Origin of the sequence: Acrocarpospora phusangensis, from assembly GCF_016862995.1 — a bacterium.
Lineage (GTDB): Bacteria > Actinomycetota > Actinomycetes > Streptosporangiales > Streptosporangiaceae > Acrocarpospora > Acrocarpospora phusangensis.
In genome coordinates this window covers 101,327-117,073 of record NZ_BOOA01000021.1, presented here as the reverse complement: position 1 = coordinate 117,073, position 15,747 = coordinate 101,327, and the positions used below count along the sequence as shown (strand labels likewise).

At 70.0% G+C, this 15,747-nt stretch carries 13 protein-coding genes; 4 read left to right on the top strand and 9 right to left on the bottom strand.

The window, feature by feature from the left end; genetic code table 11:
• Window positions 1-280: 280 nt before the first annotated feature.
• On the bottom strand, window positions 281-1,714 hold the full coding sequence (locus tag Aph01nite_RS15205) for an FHA domain-containing protein (protein ID WP_239161711.1): 1,434 nt from the start codon (window positions 1,712-1,714) through the stop codon (window positions 281-283).
• A gap of 282 nt (window positions 1,715-1,996) precedes the next feature.
• Window positions 1,997-3,115 carry a site-2 protease family protein gene (locus Aph01nite_RS15200; RefSeq protein WP_239161710.1) on the bottom strand — a complete coding sequence of 373 codons (1,119 nt, stop codon included), beginning with the start codon at window positions 3,113-3,115 and terminating at the stop codon, window positions 1,997-1,999.
• A 132-nt stretch (window positions 3,116-3,247) separates the two neighbouring features.
• Between Aph01nite_RS15200 and Aph01nite_RS15195 the strand changes: the two genes are divergently transcribed.
• Window positions 3,248-4,108, top strand: a complete 861-nt coding sequence (locus Aph01nite_RS15195) for a RecB family exonuclease (RefSeq protein ID WP_204041508.1) — start codon at window positions 3,248-3,250, stop codon at window positions 4,106-4,108.
• Window positions 4,109-4,302: 194 nt separating this feature from the next.
• A complete protein-coding gene (locus tag Aph01nite_RS15190) occupies window positions 4,303-5,541 on the top strand; it encodes a sensor histidine kinase (protein ID WP_204041507.1) in 1,239 nt (412 codons plus the stop codon).
• Window positions 5,542-5,660: 119 nt separating this feature from the next.
• Here Aph01nite_RS15190 and Aph01nite_RS15185 read toward each other — a convergent pair whose 3' ends face one another.
• Window positions 5,661-6,776: an RNA-guided endonuclease InsQ/TnpB family protein gene (locus Aph01nite_RS15185; protein ID WP_239161709.1), complete on the bottom strand. Its 1,116-nt coding sequence runs from the start codon at window positions 6,774-6,776 to the stop codon at window positions 5,661-5,663.
• A gap of 107 nt (window positions 6,777-6,883) precedes the next feature.
• Between Aph01nite_RS15185 and Aph01nite_RS15180 the strand changes: the two genes are divergently transcribed.
• Window positions 6,884-7,567, top strand: a complete 684-nt coding sequence (locus Aph01nite_RS15180; RefSeq protein WP_204041505.1) for a response regulator — start codon at window positions 6,884-6,886, stop codon at window positions 7,565-7,567.
• 57 nt (window positions 7,568-7,624) lie between these two features.
• Here Aph01nite_RS15180 and Aph01nite_RS15175 read toward each other — a convergent pair whose 3' ends face one another.
• From Aph01nite_RS15175 to Aph01nite_RS15150, 6 genes are all read right to left on the bottom strand, one after another.
• Window positions 7,625-8,665 carry an ABC transporter ATP-binding protein gene (locus Aph01nite_RS15175; RefSeq protein ID WP_204041504.1) on the bottom strand — a complete coding sequence of 347 codons (1,041 nt, stop codon included), beginning with the start codon at window positions 8,663-8,665 and terminating at the stop codon, window positions 7,625-7,627.
• Complete coding sequence (locus tag Aph01nite_RS15170) at window positions 8,662-9,693, bottom strand: ABC transporter ATP-binding protein (protein WP_204041503.1); 1,032 nt, start codon at window positions 9,691-9,693, stop codon at window positions 8,662-8,664. Before Aph01nite_RS15170 ends, Aph01nite_RS15175 begins: the two co-directional genes overlap by 4 nt.
• Window positions 9,690-10,703 (bottom strand): ABC transporter permease, encoded by a 1,014-nt coding sequence (locus Aph01nite_RS15165; RefSeq protein ID WP_204041502.1) that lies wholly within the window; start codon window positions 10,701-10,703, stop codon window positions 9,690-9,692. The genes Aph01nite_RS15170 and Aph01nite_RS15165 overlap by 4 nt, the downstream gene beginning before the upstream one ends.
• Window positions 10,704-10,787: 84 nt before the next feature.
• Entirely contained in the window at window positions 10,788-12,551 is a 1,764-nt protein-coding gene (locus tag Aph01nite_RS15160) for an ABC transporter substrate-binding protein (RefSeq protein ID WP_204041501.1), read from the bottom strand.
• Window positions 12,552-12,599: 48 nt separating this feature from the next.
• Window positions 12,600-13,604, bottom strand: coding sequence for an ABC transporter permease (locus Aph01nite_RS15155; RefSeq protein ID WP_204041500.1), 1,005 nt, complete (start codon window positions 13,602-13,604; stop codon window positions 12,600-12,602).
• A gap of 295 nt (window positions 13,605-13,899) precedes the next feature.
• On the bottom strand, window positions 13,900-14,388 hold the full coding sequence (locus Aph01nite_RS15150) for a cellulose synthase (protein WP_204041499.1): 489 nt from the start codon (window positions 14,386-14,388) through the stop codon (window positions 13,900-13,902).
• Window positions 14,389-14,618: 230 nt separating this feature from the next.
• Between Aph01nite_RS15150 and Aph01nite_RS41425 the strand changes: the two genes are divergently transcribed.
• Complete coding sequence (locus Aph01nite_RS41425) at window positions 14,619-15,746, top strand: helix-turn-helix transcriptional regulator (RefSeq protein ID WP_239161708.1); 1,128 nt, start codon at window positions 14,619-14,621, stop codon at window positions 15,744-15,746.
• The last annotated feature ends 1 nt before the right edge of the window (window position 15,747 follow it).

The window sequence follows — 15,747 nt, the reverse complement described above, 5'->3', positions numbered from 1 at the left end:
CCGGCTCGATTGCCCGGGATCCGAGGATTGCCGGATGAAGAAGGTTCGGGGTCGAGACACCGGCGCGGCCAAGCCAGCTTGATTGCCCGGGATCCGAGGATTGCCGGATGAAGAAGGTTCGGGGTCGAGACACCGGCGCGGCCAAGCCAGCTTGATTGCCGGGGATCGGAGGATTGCCGGATGAAGAGGGTTTGGGGGTCGGGACACCGGCGCGGCCAAGGCGGGGGAAAAACGGCGAACCGGGCAGGGTCCGCTGTGGGAGCTGCCCGGGTCGGGTTGATCAGGCTTCGCGGTGGCCGTCGAAGCGCATGGTCCTGGAGACGCCGATGCGCACGGTGGTGCCCGGCACGATCGGGACCGACTCGTTGGGCGGGATGTCGTAGTAGTTGGGGTCTCCCGGCGGCTGAATCTGGGTGCCGTTCACGGAGCCCAGGTCCACGAGCGTGACGTCCCAGCCCTCCAGGGCCACCCGGAGGTGGCGGCGGGAGACCGAGCCGTCGGGGCTGGTGACCCTCGCGGGCCTGGCCTGGCCGGCCTGGACCTCGGAGGCGCGCTCCGGGTCGCGGCCCAGGATGTAGTCCGAGTCCAGCCGCAGCGCGAGCCCGTCGTCGAGCAGCAGCACCCCGAGCGCCGGCCTCGTCCCCTTGTACGGCACCAGCGTGCTCTGCACCAGCGGCACCCCGCACACCGCGCAGTACGGCACCCGCGGATCGTTGAAGTGGTCGTTCTTGCAGTCCACCCCGTGCACCATCGGCCCCGACTCACGATCGGGCGTGGCGTCCAGCTGGGTGCTCTCGCTGACGTCGCCGGTCCGCGTGACCGACCCGGACTGGTGGCCGTTGGACTGCTGGTAGTCGTCGTCCCTGGTCGCCACCGGCATCGGCTCCTCCACGGGGAGGGGCTGCGGCCCGGTGGGCATGGGCGGCGGCATCGGCGGGTTGCCCGGCGGCATCGGCTGCGGCATGGGCGGCAGCGGCAGAGGATGCGGCTGCGGCCCGGACGGGTGCCCCAGCGGCCCCGGCGGCGGGCCGGGCGGAGCGGGCGGCGGACCCGGAGGCATCGGCGGCGGACCCGGAGGCATGGGCGGCGGCGGCATCGGCGGGGGCATCGGCGGCCCGCCGGCGGGCGGACCATACGGCGGCACGACGGGCTCACGGGGCGCGATCGGCTCGGGCGGCAGGATCGACTGGGCCGGACCCGACTGACCCGGCTGCCCGTGCGGCCCGGGCTGCGACGCGTACGGATGCCCGGGCCCCACCGGAACCGGGCGGTGCACGGTCTGCCCCGGCGAGGTGTAGTCGATCTCCACACCCGCCCCGGCCACCACGCCGCCGTCCAGTCGCGCGTACGGACTCGAAGGCCCGGCGCCCGGCAGGCGCAGCTCCACCTTGGTCACAGGGCCGTTCACCAAACGGTCGGTCCACGTCAGCGAATCCTGGCCGGAGAGCATCACGTCGCCGTCCGGGCCGCCCAGCACCGTGGCCGTGGCCGCCCCGCACACCAGGACCGCCACCCCGCCGCCGGCGGAACCGGCCACCGCGCAGGAGATCGGGTCCCCGTTCATGGACCGGGCCAGGACCATGGCGACCCGCCGGGCCAGCACACGTCCGTCGCCGCCGGTGCCGGCGGTCTCCCGCAGCGCGTCGAGCAACTCCTCCACGACCGGGCCCGCGGGACCGCAGACCAGCAGCAGCCCGTTGAAATGGGCCACCACGCCTTCACCCGGAAGCGGACGGACAACCCCCGCGCCCTGATCCGTCACAGACCTCTCCCTCCCCGCACACGCCACCCGACCGGCGGCGCCGAACACGCGCCGCGTCGATCAGTCCTCAAACGTGGCAAACAGAACACTCCTGATCAGCTGACCAGAACACTAGTGGCGGATCGCCCGTAAGACGAGTGGGACAAATGTCTTCGGCAGGTGAGCGTTCCCGCCCATGTCACGCCCATATCACGCGCCCGTCACGGCTCGTCGGCCGCCCCCGCCGGCCGGTGCTCATACGCCGGTGAAGACCTTGTTGACGTCGGCCGTGGCGAGCACTCCGTAGATCTCGCCGCCCCGCTCGACCAGCAGGTACTCCCCCGCCGGATTGCCGCGCATGGCGTCGATGAGGGACTCGCCCTCCAGGTCGGCGCCCAGCACCAACGCCGGTTCCAGACTACGCGCGACCGCGCCCGCGGTGACCCACGGGCGGCGCTGTTCCGGGGTGGCGTTGACGGCGGCCTCGTTCACGATCGCGGTCGGCCTGCCCTCGTGGTCGACCACCACGATCGCGCCCGCGCCGCCCTCGCGCGCCCGGCGCAGCGCCTCGGCCAGCGGGACCTCGGCGGTCACCGGGAGCGCCCTGCGGGCCAGGGTCCTGGCCCGGACCTGGGGCAGCCGGGAGCGCACCTTGGCCACCCGCAGCGACTGGGAGGCGCCGATCCAGATGAAGGAGGCCAGCACCATCGACCAGAGCAGCGGCGTGAAGTCGGGCTCCTGACCGGCCATCAGCGGCAGGATCAGCTGCGACAGCACCAGCGCCACGGCCACCGCCCTGCCGACCCAGGCGGCGGCCACGGTGCCGGAGTTGGGGCTTCTGGTGGCCTTCCACACGCCCGCCCGCAGCATCCGTCCGCCGTCCAGGGGCAGGCCGGGCAGCAGGTTGAAGATGCCGACGATCAGGTTCGAGGTCCACATCATGAAGATCAGGACGCCGGGCACCGAGTTGCCGTCCACCACCCCGTCGGCCAGGAAGAAGATCCCGGCGAGGCCAAGGGAGGCCATCGGCCCGGCGAAGGAGACCAGGAACTCCTTGCCGGGGGTGTCCGGCTCCTTCTCGATCTCGGAGACGCCGCCCAGCAGGTAGAGCGTGATGCGCTTGACGGGCAGCCCGTACGCCTTGGCGACCACGCAGTGGGCGAGCTCGTGCAGGAGCACCGACACGTAGAGGAGCACGGCGAACATCAGGGCGATGCCGTACTGCGCGAGGTCGGAGAACTCCGGGAGCCGGTCGCCCACCTGGGGCTTGAAGCTGATCGTGATGAACGCGGCGACGATCAGCCACGTGGGCGACACGTACACCGGGATGCCGAACGGCCGGCCCATGCGCAGCCCCGGCGATGGTGTGCTCATAGTGGTGATGTTCCCCTTCCTTGGCGTCGATCCTACGCGCCGCGGGCAGGGATGCGGCGTCTGGGAATCATGAAGGAAGCGGGAAAACGACCGGGCGGGGGTTCTGTCGGCCCGGTGGCCTACAGTCTGGGCATGACCCTGACAGAGGAGCGCGCGATCATCGGGGCGCTTTCCCCCTCTCGCGCCGGCGATTTCATGACATGTCCGCTGCTCTATAGGTTCAGGGTGATCGACCAGCTGCCGGAGAAGCCGTCGGCGGCGGCCGTGCGGGGCACGCTCGTGCACGCCGTGCTGGAGCGGCTCTACGACCTGCCCGCCGCGGCGCGCACCGTCGTGGCAGCGCAGGAACTGCTCGAACCGCAGTGGCAGCGGCTGCTGGCGGAGGAGCCCGAATACGGGGGGCTGTTCGCCGGGGACGGCGAGCGGGACGTGTGGCTGGCCCAGGCGCGCGAGATGCTCGGGCGGTATTTCACGCTGGAGGATCCGCAGCGGCTCGAACCGGCCGAGCGGGAGCTGTATGTCGAGGCCGTGCTGGACAGCGGGCTGATGCTGCGGGGTTACATCGACCGGCTGGACGTGGCGCCCACCGGCGAGGTGCGGGTGGTCGACTACAAGACCGGCAGCGCGCCGGGGCCCGACTTCGAGGCCAAGGCGCTGTTCCAGATGAAGTTCTACGCGCTGGTGCTGTGGCGGCAGCGGGGCAGCGTGCCGCGCATGCTCCAGCTGATGTACCTGGGCAACGGCGAGGTGCTGCGCTACCTGCCCGACGAGGCCGACCTGCTGGCCACCGAGCGCAAGGTGCAGGCCCTCTGGGCGGCCATCGACCGCGCCCTGCGCACCCGCGAATGGCGGGCCCGCCGCTCCCGCCTCTGCGACTGGTGCGACCACCAGGCTCTCTGCCCCGAGTTCGGCGGCACCCCGCCCCCGGTCCCCGACCGGGAACCCCGCCCCTCCCGCCGCCTCGCCCGCAGAGCCGCCACCGACGAACTCTGACCCCCGGCCGCGACAGTCTTGGTGGTCAGCGTAGGGGCCTCCTCGCCGCCCGGGTTGAGTTCACGGGCGGAGGGCGACCGCGACCGGATCATGGGGGATTCGCGTGGGCGCGCCTGGAATCCGGCAGGGGTTGGGAGCGCGCTTCATTCGCGGGGATGAGGCAGGAGGGGTTGGGGGCGGCCTAGATTTGTTGGGTGCGAAGCAGCTTGCGGTCCTGGGTCCGGTCCCTCCCTCTGATCGGGGACTCAGCACTCGCGATCGCGCTGACGGTCGCGTCGACCGTTTTCATCCTGATCGCCGACGCCGAGGCGCTCGCCCAGTGGCAGGGTTCCGCCCAGATCCCGCTGCGCGACCCGAACGTGGGCAGCGTGCTGCTGGCGGGACTGATGACGCTGTCGGTGGCGCTGCGGCGGCGCTGGCCGTTCGTGCTGCTGGTGGCGCTGGCGGTGCCGCAGTTCGCGCTCGACCTGTTCCACTTCAACACCGGTTTCAGCGGCGTCGCCACACTGATCCTGCTCTACACGGTGGCCGCCCGGCGGGGGCTGGCGCTGAGCGTGGTCGGCGCCGTCTTCTCGATGATCGGCTACCTGCTCTCGGTGCTGCTCACCTATGACCGGCCCAGCTGGCCCGACCACGTGGTGGCCGTGGCCGTGATGACGCTCTGCTGGGTGATCGGCCGGAGCGTACGGCTGCGCCGGGCGTACCTGGACGAGCTGGTGGACCGGGCGGACCGGCTGGAGCGGGCCAGGGAGGCCGACACCCGGGCGGCGCGGGCCGAGGAGCGGTCGAGGATCGCGCGGGAGCTGCACGACGTAGTCGCCCACCATGTCAGCGTGATGACCGTGCAGGCCGCCGCAGCCCGCAAGATGCTGGACAAGGACCGCCAGGTCGCGGAGGACGCGCTGCAGGCGATCGAGCAGATGGGCCGCACCGCGATGGCGGAGATGCGCGACATCGTGGGCGTGCTCCGCACCGACGGCCCGGCCGAGCGCGGCCCCCAGCCCGGCATGCAGGACCTGCCGTCCCTGATCGAGCAGATGCGCGAGGCCGGCCTGCGCACCCAGCTGTGGCTGGAGGGCGAGCAGCGCACCCTGCCGCCCGGCATCGACCTGGCCGCCTACCGCCTGGTCCAGGAGGCCCTCACCAACAGCCTGCGCCACGCCGGCCCGGCCGCCAGGGCCTGGGTCACGGTACGGCAGGAGCCCAGCGAGCTCACCGTGCACGTCGAGGACGACGGCCGCGGCTCCGACCGCCCGGGCAGAGGCCCCGGGACCGTTCCCGAGCGGGCGCCGGGGACGGGCCAGGGCAAAGGCCACGGCTTGGTGGGCATCAAGGAGCGTGTCGCCCTTTATGGTGGAGTCCTGCGGATCGGCCCGCGCCAGGGGGGCGGGTTCGAGGTCCGCGCCATGTTCCCCCTCAAGGACAGACATTGACATCCTCCCCACGGCTGAAGCCGGGGGATTCCAACCCTCACAGGTTGGGCTTCCTGTTTCACCGCCAGTCGCCCGCCGGGCTATCGCCCTTCGGGTCTTACACCGGCTCCGCAGGCGTTTCACCTCTCTGCCAGCCCGGCAGCGAGGATGTTCTTGGCCGCGTTAACGTCGCGATCATGGGACGCGCCACAGGCACACTCCCAGCTTCGCACGCCCAGCGGCATATCCTCTCGCAAGATCCCACACGCCGAGCAGAGCTTGGAGGAGGGGAACCAGCGGTTCACCGCGAGGAGTTCCCGCCCGTACCAGGCGGTCTTGTACTCAAGCATCGTGCGCAGTTCCCGCCACGACGCATCCGAGACCACGCGGGCCAAGTTGTGGTTCTTGACCATGTTGCTGACGGTGAGGTCTTCCACGGCGATCGCTTGATTCTCGCGAACCAGCCGTGTGGTGACCTTGTGCAGATAATCCCGCCTGCGGTCGGTGATACGGGCATAGACGCGGGCCACGCTCGTCCGCGCTCTGGCCCAGTTGTTACTGCCTTTCTGCTTGCGGGCCAGCGCCTGCTGCGCTTTGGCCAGCTTCTTGCGGTCGGCCCGTTCGTGCTTCGGGTTGTCGATCTTCTCGCCGCTGGACAGCGTGACCAGTGCCGTGATCCCTACGTCCACGCCGACCCTCTCCGTGACCGGCGCCAGCGGGGCGACCTTCTGCTCCACCAGGATCGACACGAACCAGCGTCCCGCCGCGTCCCTGGACACGGTGATCGTGGAGGGCTGCGCCCCTTGTGGCAGGGGCCTCGACCACACTATGGCCAGCGGCTGTTCCATCTTCGCCAGGGTGAGTGTGCCGTGCCGGTAGCGGAAACCCGACCGGGTGTACTCCGCCGACGCCCGCGACCTCTTCCGCGACTTGAACGCCGGATATCTGGCCCGTTTGGCGAAGAAGTTCGCGAACGCCGCCTGGAGATGCCGCAAGGCCTGCTGCAGCGGAACGCAGGACACCTCGTTGAGGAATGCCAGATCCTCAGTGCGCTTCCATTCGGTGAGCGCGGCCGAGGACTCCACGTAGGAGATCCTCCGGCCATCCAAAGTGTGAGCGCGAGTCCGCTCATCGAGGGCCTTGTTGTAGACCAGGCGCACACACCCGAACGTGCGGGCAAGCTCTCCGGCCTGCTCGTCCGTCGGGTAGAAGCGGTACCTGTAGGCCCGCTTCACGGTCTGGGACACGCCGTACATTCTCCCGCACCATCAGTTCCTTGTCGATCGCGTGTTCGATATGCGGTATCGTGCCGTATTTGCTTCTCATGGCCTAAGCCAGGTGTCTCCACCCTCAAGGGGATTCGATGACGATCAGGGTGCTGCTGGTGGACGACCAGCCGCTGCTGCGCACGGGGTTCCGCTTCATCCTGGAGGCCGAGCAGGACGTGACCGTGGTCGGCGAGGCGGGCGACGGCTCCACCGCCATGGACCAGGCCCGCGCCCTGCTGCCGGACGTGGTGCTGATGGACATCCGCATGCCGGGCATGGACGGCATCGAGGCCACCCGGCGCATCGTCCGCGAGGCGGCGCCGAGCGCGCACGTGCCCCGGGTGCTGGTGCTGACCACCTTCGACCTGGACGAGTACATCGTGGAGGCGCTGCGCGCGGGGGCGAGCGGCTTCCTGCTGAAGGACGTGCCGCCGGACGAGCTGCTCCAGGCCATCCGGGTGGTCGCGGCCGGGGACGCGATCGTGGCCCCGAGCGTCACCCGGCGGCTGCTGGACCGGTTCGCCAGCCACCTGCCGACCGCGCACCAGCAGGCGACCCCGGCCCGCCTGGACCGGCTCACCGAGCGTGAGCTGGAGGTGCTCCGGCTGATCGCGAAGGGCCTGTCCAACGCGGAGATCGCCCGCGAGCTGGTGGTGAGCGAGACCACGGTCAAGACGCATGTCGGGAATGTCCTGACGAAGCTGGCGCTGCGGGATCGGGTGCAGGCGGTCGTCCTCGCGTACGAGACCGGGCTGATCACTCCGGGCGCGCTCCCGTGACAGACAGCAGGGCGCGGCCCCGCTCGGGCTGAGCGGGACCGCGCCGGGCGGGAGGCGTCAGGTCTGGGCGGGCGCGGCGGCCTCCGTTGTTCCCTCGGCTGTTCCCCCGGCCGCCGGGGCGTTCTCCGGGAAGTGGCAGGCGACCTGGTGGCCGGGGGCCAGCTGCAGCAGCGGCGGCTCCTCGACCTTGCAGATCTCCTGGGCCTTCCAGCAGCGCGTGTGGAAGCGGCAGGCGGGCGGCGGGTTGAGCGGGGACGGCACGTCGCCCTGGAGCCGGATGCGCTCGCGGCCCTGGCGCCGTTTGGGGTCGGGGATGGGCACGGCCGACAGCAGCGCGTTGGTGTACGGATGCATCGGCGTCTCGTACAGCGCCTTGCGGTCGGCCAGCTCGACGAGCTTGCCCAGGTACATGACCGCGACCCGGTCGCTGATGTGCCGGACCACCGACAGGTCGTGCGCGATCACCACGTAGGTGAGGTCGAGCTCGCTCTGCAGGTCCTCCAGCAGGTTGACCACCTGGGCCTGGATGGACACGTCCAGCGCGGACACCGGCTCGTCGGCGATGATCAGCTTGGGCTTGAGCGCGAGCGTACGGGCGATCCCGATGCGCTGCCGCTGGCCGCCGGAGAACTCGTGCGGGTAGCGGTTGTAGTGCTCGGGGTTGAGCCCGACCAGGGCGAGGATGTCCTGGACGGCCTTCTTGATGCCGTGCTCGGTCTGCACGCCCTGAATCTTGAACGGCGCTCCGACGATGGCCCCGACGGTGTGCCGGGGGTTGAGCGAGCTGTACGGATCCTGGAAGATCATCTGCATCTCGCGGCGGAGCGGGCGGATCCGGCCCTGCGACATGTGGGTGATGTCGTGCCCGTCGAAGACGACCTTGCCGCCGGTGGGCTCGATCAGCCGCGTGATCAGGCGCCCGGTGGTGGTCTTGCCGCAGCCGGACTCGCCGACCAGGCCGAGGGTCTCGCCCTTGAACACGTCGAAGCTGACGCCGTCCACGGCCTTGACCGCGCCGACCTGCCGCTGGAGCAGGCCCTTGGTGACCGGGAAGTGCTTCTCCAGCCCTTGGACGGAGAGCAGGGGTTCGGCGGTCATGCGGACTCCAGGTTCGGCTTGATCTCGTTCGCCCAGATGGCGCGCCGCTCCTCCCGCGGCAGGTGGCATCGGACCAGGTGGCCCCCCTCGGTCTCGGCCAGCTCGGGGACCTCGGTGCCGGCCTTGCCGCCCGTACGGCCCTCGAAGGCGCAGCGCGGGTGGAAGGCGCAGCCGGCCGGGACGTTGATGAGCGACGGCGGGGAGCCCTTGATCGGCAGCAGCCGTTCGGTCGGCTCGCGGTCCAGGCGGGGCATGGAGCCCAGCAAACCCCAGGTGTAGGGGTGCTCGGGCCGCTCGAAGATGTCCTCGGCGGAGCCGTACTCGATGGCCTTGCCGCCGTACATGACGAGGATGTCGTCGGAGAGTTCGGCCACCACGCCCAGGTCGTGGGTGATGATGATGAGCGCGGCGTTGAAGTCGCGCTGCAGGTCGCGCATGAGGTCCAGGATCTGGGCCTGCACGGTGACGTCCAGGGCGGTGGTGGGCTCGTCGGCGATGAGCAGCTCGGGGTCGCAGGAGAGCGCCATGGCGATCATCGCGCGCTGCCGCATGCCGCCGGAGAACTCGTGCGGGTAGCTGTCCACCCGCCGGTCCGGCTGCGGGATGCCCACCCGGCCGAGCAGGTCCGCGGCGTGCTTGCGGGCCACCTTCTTGGTGACCTTGTTGTGGATCCGGTACGCCTCGATGATCTGGGCCCCGACCGTGAAGTACGGGTGCATGGCGGACAGCGGATCCTGGAAGATCATCGCCATCTTCTTGCCGCGCAGCCGGCGCACGTGCTCGGGGGTGGCGCTGACGAGCTCCTCGCCGTCCAGCCAGATCTCGCCGGAGATCTTGGCGCGGCCGCCCTTGTGCAGGCCGAGCACGCTCAGCGAGGTGACGCTCTTGCCGGAGCCGGACTCGCCCACGATGCCGAGCGTCTTGCCCCGGTCCAGCGCGAAGGACAGCCCGTCCACGGACTTGACCAGGCCGTCGTCGGTCGGGAAGTGGACCTTGAGGTTCTTCACGTCCAGGAAGTTGTCGCTCACGCCAGCCTCACCCTCGGGTCCACGACCGCGTAGAGCAGGTCGACGATCAGGTTGGCCATCACGATGAAGAACGCGGCCAGCATGGTGAAGCCCATGATCTTCGGCAGGTCCTGGGCCGCGATGGCGCCGGTGGCGTACTTGCCGAGGCCGGGCAGCGAGAACACGTTCTCGGTCAGGATGGCGCCGCCGAGCAGGATGCCGACGTCCAGGCCGAAGATGGTGACGATCGGGGTGAGCGCGGCGCGCAGGCCGTGCTTGGTGATGACCGTGGACTCCTTCAGGCCCTTGGCGCGGGCCGTCCTGATGTAGTCCTCCCCCATCGTCTCCAGCATGCCCGCCCGGGTGAGCCGGGCGTACGCGGCCGCGTTGAGGAACGCCAGGGTGAGCCAGGGCAGGATCAGGTTGTACGCCCACTCCGCCGGATTCTCACTGAACGGCGTATAGGCCCCGCCGGGCGCGGTTATCCGCAGGCCGTAGCTGAACAGGGACAGGGCTATCAGGCCGGTGAAGAACGGTGGCAGCGACACGCCCGACAAGGCGACGATCATCGCTCCCCGGTCGAAGAGCGACCCGCGTTTCAGCGCGGACAGCACGCCGACGGCGACGCCGGCCAGCAGCCAGATGATCGACGCGCCCACCGCCAGGGACAGGGTCACCGGCAGCCGGTCGAGCAGGTCCGGCCAGACGGGCTTCTTCGTGACGAAGGAGTAGCCGAAGCAGGGGGCCGGGCAGTGTTCGACGCCCGAGCCGTAGTCGAACTCCGAGCCCACGAAGATGCCCTTGACCCACCGGCCGTACTGCACGACCACCGGATCGTTGAGGCCGAGCTTTTTCGCGACCTCGACCACGGTCTCCTGGGTGGCGGCCCGTCCGACGTAGCGGTTGGCGAAGTCGGTGGCCGTCACGCCGGCCAGCCTGGGCACCACGAAGAAGATCGAGAAGGTGACCATGCTGACCACGGCCAGCATGAGCAGGGCGCCGATCAGGCGCCGGATGATGTAAGTGACCACTGTCCCCCCTCGGCTGCCGAGGGCCGGCCCTGGGTTCCGATGGAACCCCGCGGGGCCGGCCCTCGCTCGCCGCCTGCGGCTTTGCTACTCGACGCCGAGCGCCAGGTAGTCGTACATGTCGAAGGCGCCGGTGATGAACTGGTTCGTCACGCCCTTGCCGCGCAGGAGCAGGCCCTTCGCGTACACGGCCGGGAGGACGTAGGCGCCCTCCATGACCTTGGCGTCCGCCTGGCCCCAGAGGGCGTCACGCTTGGCGGTGTCCAGCTCGGCGAACGCCTGGTCGACCAGGGCGTCCACGGCCGGGTCCTTGATGCCGAGGTTGTAGTTGCCGGCCTCGCGGATGGTACGGCTGTCGATGATCTGCGACAGGAAGCCGAAGCCGTCGTTCCAGTCCGCGCCCCAGCCGTTGGTGGCCAGGCCGATCTTGTTCTCCTTCATGTACGACGGCTTGCCGGCGTACGCGGTGAAGTACTCGGAGGTCGGGAAGCCCTTCAGGGTCAGCTTGATGCCGACCTTGGCGAGCGACTGCTGCATCGACTCGGCCGCCGCCTGCTCCTTCGGACGGTCCGACCGGAAGGTCATCGTGGTCTCGAAGCCGTTCGGCTGGCCGCAGGCCGTGAGGGCCGTCTTGGCCTTGGCCTCGTCCGAGCCGGCGGACGGGTAGGTCTCGATCTTCTGCCAGCCGCCGATGCCCGGGGGCATCAGGGAGGTGGCGACGTCACCGGCCAGCTGGCCGCCGTAGGCGGTCTGGAGGCTCGTGCGGTCGGCCGCGAAGAGCACGGCCTTGCGGCACTCGATGTTGTCGAACGGCGCGACGTCCGGGTTGAGCGAGATGTACCAGGTGCGGGCCGCGATGGGGTTGTCCGCGCGGGCGTTCAGCTCGGGGTCCTGCTGCACGCTGGCGATGGCGGCCGGCTGCACGCCGGAGCCGGCGATGTCGACGTGGAGGTCACCGGAGATGATCCGGTTGTCCAGGTCGTCGCCCTGCACGCCCAGCGTGATCTCGTACGAGTCCGGCAGCGCCTTGCGGATCGGGTCGGTCGCCTGGTCCCACTGGTCGTTGCGGACCAGCGTGTACAGCTTGCCCTGCTCGACCTTGTCGAACTTGTACGGACCGGACGCGAGCACGTGGTCGCGGTACTTGATGCCGGTGTCCTTGGCCTGCGGGATCGGCACGGTGGCCGGCAGCGCCGCGAAGTTGTCGAAACCGGCGTACGGCTTGTTGAGGTGGAAGACGATCGTCTGGTCGTCCGGCGTCTCGATGGCCTGGTCGGTGTTGACGTCCGGCGTCTTGTAGACCGACTCGAAGTCCTTCGGCAGGTCCAGCCAGTCGTTGAAGTACGTCGGGCCGTTGACGTAGGTGGTCTTGTCGAGCTGGCGGAGCACGGCGTACTTGACGTCCTTGGACGTGATGGGCGTGCCGTCCTCGTACTTCAGCCCGGCCCGGAGCTTGTAGGTCCAGGTCTTGCTGCCGTCGCTGGCCACGCCCAGGCTCTCGGCCAGGTCGGGGACCAGCTCGCGGCCCTTGGCGCCGGGCGCCGGGTTGTAGGTCACCAGCGGGCGGCCGTAGATGCGCAGCAGGTTCCACGACATGCCGTAGTAGGTGTCACCGGGGTCCACGGAGTCCCAGTCCTCGGTGACGGCCATCTTCAGCACGCCACCCTTCTTGTCGGACGGGTTCGTCACCGCGTCCAGACCGGCGTTGAAGCCGGTCGGGCCCGCCGGAGCGGACGCGGCGGGCGCGGCCTCGCCGGTCGGCGTCGTGGTGGAGTCACCCCCGCCACAGGCCGACAGGGCCAGGGCCAGGGCCGCGCCCGAGGCCGCGACGACCAGTGTTCTCTTCTTCATTTACGTAAACCCCTTGTTGGTAGGAGCCGGGGGAACTGGGAGCGAGGGTCAGCGGTTCGACTTCGGGTCGAGCGCGTCGCGCAGACCGTCGCCGAACAGGTTGAAGGCCAGCACGGTGATGAAGATCGCCATACCGGGGAAGATCATGAAGTGCGGGACGGTGTAGTACTTCGTGGCGGCGGAGAGCATGGCTCCCCAGGTCGCGGTGGGCGGCTGGATGCCGACGCCGAGGAACGACAGCGCGGCCTCGAACAGCACGTTGGCGGGGACCAGCAGGGTGGCGTAGATCAGGATGGGCGCGATCAGGTTCGGCAGGATCTCGCGGAACAGGATGTAGGGCCCGCGCGCGCCGAGGCTCCTGGCCGCGTCCACGAACTCCCGCTCGCGCAGGGAGAGCGTCTGGCCGCGGATGATCCGGGCGATGTAGCCCCAGTTGAAGAAGCCGATGACGAAGATCAGGAGCAGGATCCTGAGGGTGTCGCCCTGGACGCCGAGCTGCATCTCGAACTGGCCGAGCACGCCCACCAGGGCGAGCGCGAAGACCAGGATCGGGAAGGCCAGGAAGATGTCCATGAGGCGGCTGATGACGGCGTCCACCCAGCCGCCGAAGTAGCCGGCCACGATGCCCATGACGGTGCCGATGAGGACCGAGAGCATGGTGGCGAAGAAGGCGATGAGCAGGGAGATGCGGGCGCCGTACACGACGCGGCTGAACAGGTCTCGGCCGTTCTGCGGCTCCACGCCGAACAGGAACTCCGAGCTGATGCCGCTGCCGCCCTTGGGCCGCATCGTCATGGTGTCGATCATTTCCTGGTGGAACTCGTTCGGCGGGTGGCCGAACCAGCCGACGATGACCGGCGCGAAGATCGCGACCAGGACGAGGAAGATCACGACCCCGGCTCCGGCGAGTGCGACCTTGTCCTGCTTGAGGCGCATCCAGGCGATCTGTCCGAGTGATCGGCCCTGGATCGCCTTGGCTCCCCCCAGGCCGGAGACCACGGCCTCCGGCGTCGCCTTCGTCTCCTCGCTGGAGACGTCAAGCGGTGCGGTCATGCGTTGGGCCCCCTGGGTTCCAGACGACGTCGTTCTATGGGCTGCGCCCGTTAACGTCGCTCCCATATCTTGCGGGTCCGCGTTGTGAGCGGGTCCCCGGAGGCAGAATCTATGGGCTGAACTGGGTAAACAAGACCCAGTAGGTGCTATGTGGCCCAACTGTGATTGACGTGCAATGCATTCGTATCGATCTTGTCAAGAATGTCAGAGGCCGGTTCCGGTTACGTCTCAAGACTGTGACATTGCACTGACCGGTAACTTAACGTCCCATCATCCGGGATTTCGCGAGCCAGGCTCAGCTGATGCCGTGCTTCTTGAGGATGTCCTCGATGTCCGAGAAGTCGTCGGATGCGCCCTTGCCTGCGGGCTTCGCGGGCTTGGCGGCCTCCGGCTTGCGCGTCGCGGGCAGCGGGCGGGTCGGCCCCTCCGCGGCCACGGCGGCAGTGGGCTCCTTCTTGCCCATGGCCCGGAACTTCGAGAGGGTACGCCCCCGGATTCCCCCGCTCACGAAGAACAGCAGCAGCGAGATCCCCGCCAGCACCACCCCGGACCAGACGGCGGGTGAGAACACCAGGCCGGTGGCGAAGCTCACCAGCGAGGTGCCGATGTTCCAGATGGTCTTGAGCGCCCCGGTCAGGTAGGCGGCCAGCGGCAGCAGCGCCCAGGCGGTCATCCGCAGCCCGGCCGACAGCCCGCGGCGGCGGAAGGCCAGGTAGGCCAGGGCCACCCCGGCGGCGGTGAGCCCGGCGCAGAGCGGAAGCCAGGCGATCTGGTCGAACGACATGTGGGCCCCCTTCACCAACGAGAAGCCGATCTGGACAGGTTTCTCGTTAATTGCGACTTGATCCCATCCTGGCACGTACGGCCCAGCTCCGCGCTCCTCCTCCAGGAGGGCTCTACCCCTAGGGGTCCCCCCGGGCTAGCCCGGTACGGCCCGGGGGTTCGCACGGATCCGCCGCGAACGCGCGGTTCCTACCGTCGAGAGCGACGACAGGGGCATCTCGGAGGTAGATCATGTGGCCTTTCACCGGGCGTACGGAGGAACGCGATCAGGTCCGGTCGGCGTTACGGGCCGGCGGCGGCGTTCTCGTCTTCGGCGACGCCGGCTCCGGCCGGACCCGCCTGCTGACCGAATCCCTCGCGGGGTCTTTCGCGGGCGCGCACGGGAGCTGCGCCCGCGTCCAGGGTGCCGGTCCGGCCGTGCCGTTCGGGGCCTTCGCCCACCTGCTGGGCAACCCGGACGGGCCGGTCAACCCGCTCGGCTGGGCCATCGAGGCCCTGGGCGAGCCCCCCGCGATCCTGGCCGTGGACGACGCGCACCTGCTCGACCCCCATTCGGCCGCACTCGTACGGCACCTGGTCACCCGCGCAGGCACCCGGCTGGTGGCCACGTTCCGCAACGGCGCCCCCGTACCCGAGCCGATCCTGGCGCTGTGGCGGGAGGGCGTGGCCGAGCGCCTGGACCTGGCCCCGCTGGACCCGCGGGAGACCGGCCTGCTGCTGGCCGCCGCCCTGGGCGGCCCGGTGGAGCCGGCGGCCGCCCGGCGCATGCACCACGCCAGCGGCGGCAACCTCCGGCTCCTCACCGAGCTGGTCAGGGGCGCGACTCTGGCCAGGAGCGGCGGCCAGTGGCACTGGCAGGGTGAGCTGACGGTCACGCCGCGGCTGCGCCGGCTGATCGAGGCCGAGCTGGCGGAGCTGGACCCGGCCGAGTCGGAGGCGGTCGGCCTGGTCGCCCTCGGCGAGCCCGTCGACCTGGAGGTGCTGCTGGACCTGGCCGACGGGGAGGCGGTGGCCCGGCTGGAGCGGCGCGGCCTGATCGTGCTGACCCCGCCGCGCGCCCGGCTGGCCAACCCGATCCTGGCGCGGGTGGCCAGGGAACGCGCCATCGCGCCGAGGACCCCGGACCGGCTGGGCCGGCTGGTGCCCGCTCCCGTCGCCCGCGCCGAACGCTGGAGCACCGAGCTGAGCGCGCGCGAGATCGAGGTGGCCCGGCTCGCCTCGTGGAACCTGACGAACCGGGAGATCGCCGACTGGCTGGTGCTGTCCCCCCGGACGGTCGCCAACCACCTCTGCCGCGTCTACACCAAACTGGGCGTACACGACCGGGGCGACCTCGCCCCGCTCCTGGCGGCCGCCTAGA

Bases quoted from the DNA above. Each gene is read 5' to 3' on its own strand.
- Aph01nite_RS15185 (WP_239161709.1), bottom strand. From the start codon at position 6,776: ATGTACGGCGTGTCCCAGACCGTGAAGCGGGCCTACAGGTACCGCTTC.
- Aph01nite_RS15175 (WP_204041504.1), bottom strand. From the start codon at position 8,665: ATGACCGCCGAACCCCTGCTCTCCGTCCAAGGGCTGGAGAAGCACTTC.
- Aph01nite_RS15195 (WP_204041508.1), top strand. From the start codon at position 3,248: ATGACCCTGACAGAGGAGCGCGCGATCATCGGGGCGCTTTCCCCCTCT.
- Aph01nite_RS15200 (WP_239161710.1), bottom strand. From the start codon at position 3,115: ATGAGCACACCATCGCCGGGGCTGCGCATGGGCCGGCCGTTCGGCATC.
- Aph01nite_RS15150 (WP_204041499.1), bottom strand. From the start codon at position 14,388: ATGTCGTTCGACCAGATCGCCTGGCTTCCGCTCTGCGCCGGGCTCACC.
- Aph01nite_RS41425 (WP_239161708.1), top strand. From the start codon at position 14,619: ATGTGGCCTTTCACCGGGCGTACGGAGGAACGCGATCAGGTCCGGTCG.
- Aph01nite_RS15155 (WP_204041500.1), bottom strand. From the start codon at position 13,604: ATGACCGCACCGCTTGACGTCTCCAGCGAGGAGACGAAGGCGACGCCG.
- Aph01nite_RS15180 (WP_204041505.1), top strand. From the start codon at position 6,884: ATGACGATCAGGGTGCTGCTGGTGGACGACCAGCCGCTGCTGCGCACG.
- Aph01nite_RS15160 (WP_204041501.1), bottom strand. From the start codon at position 12,551: ATGAAGAAGAGAACACTGGTCGTCGCGGCCTCGGGCGCGGCCCTGGCC.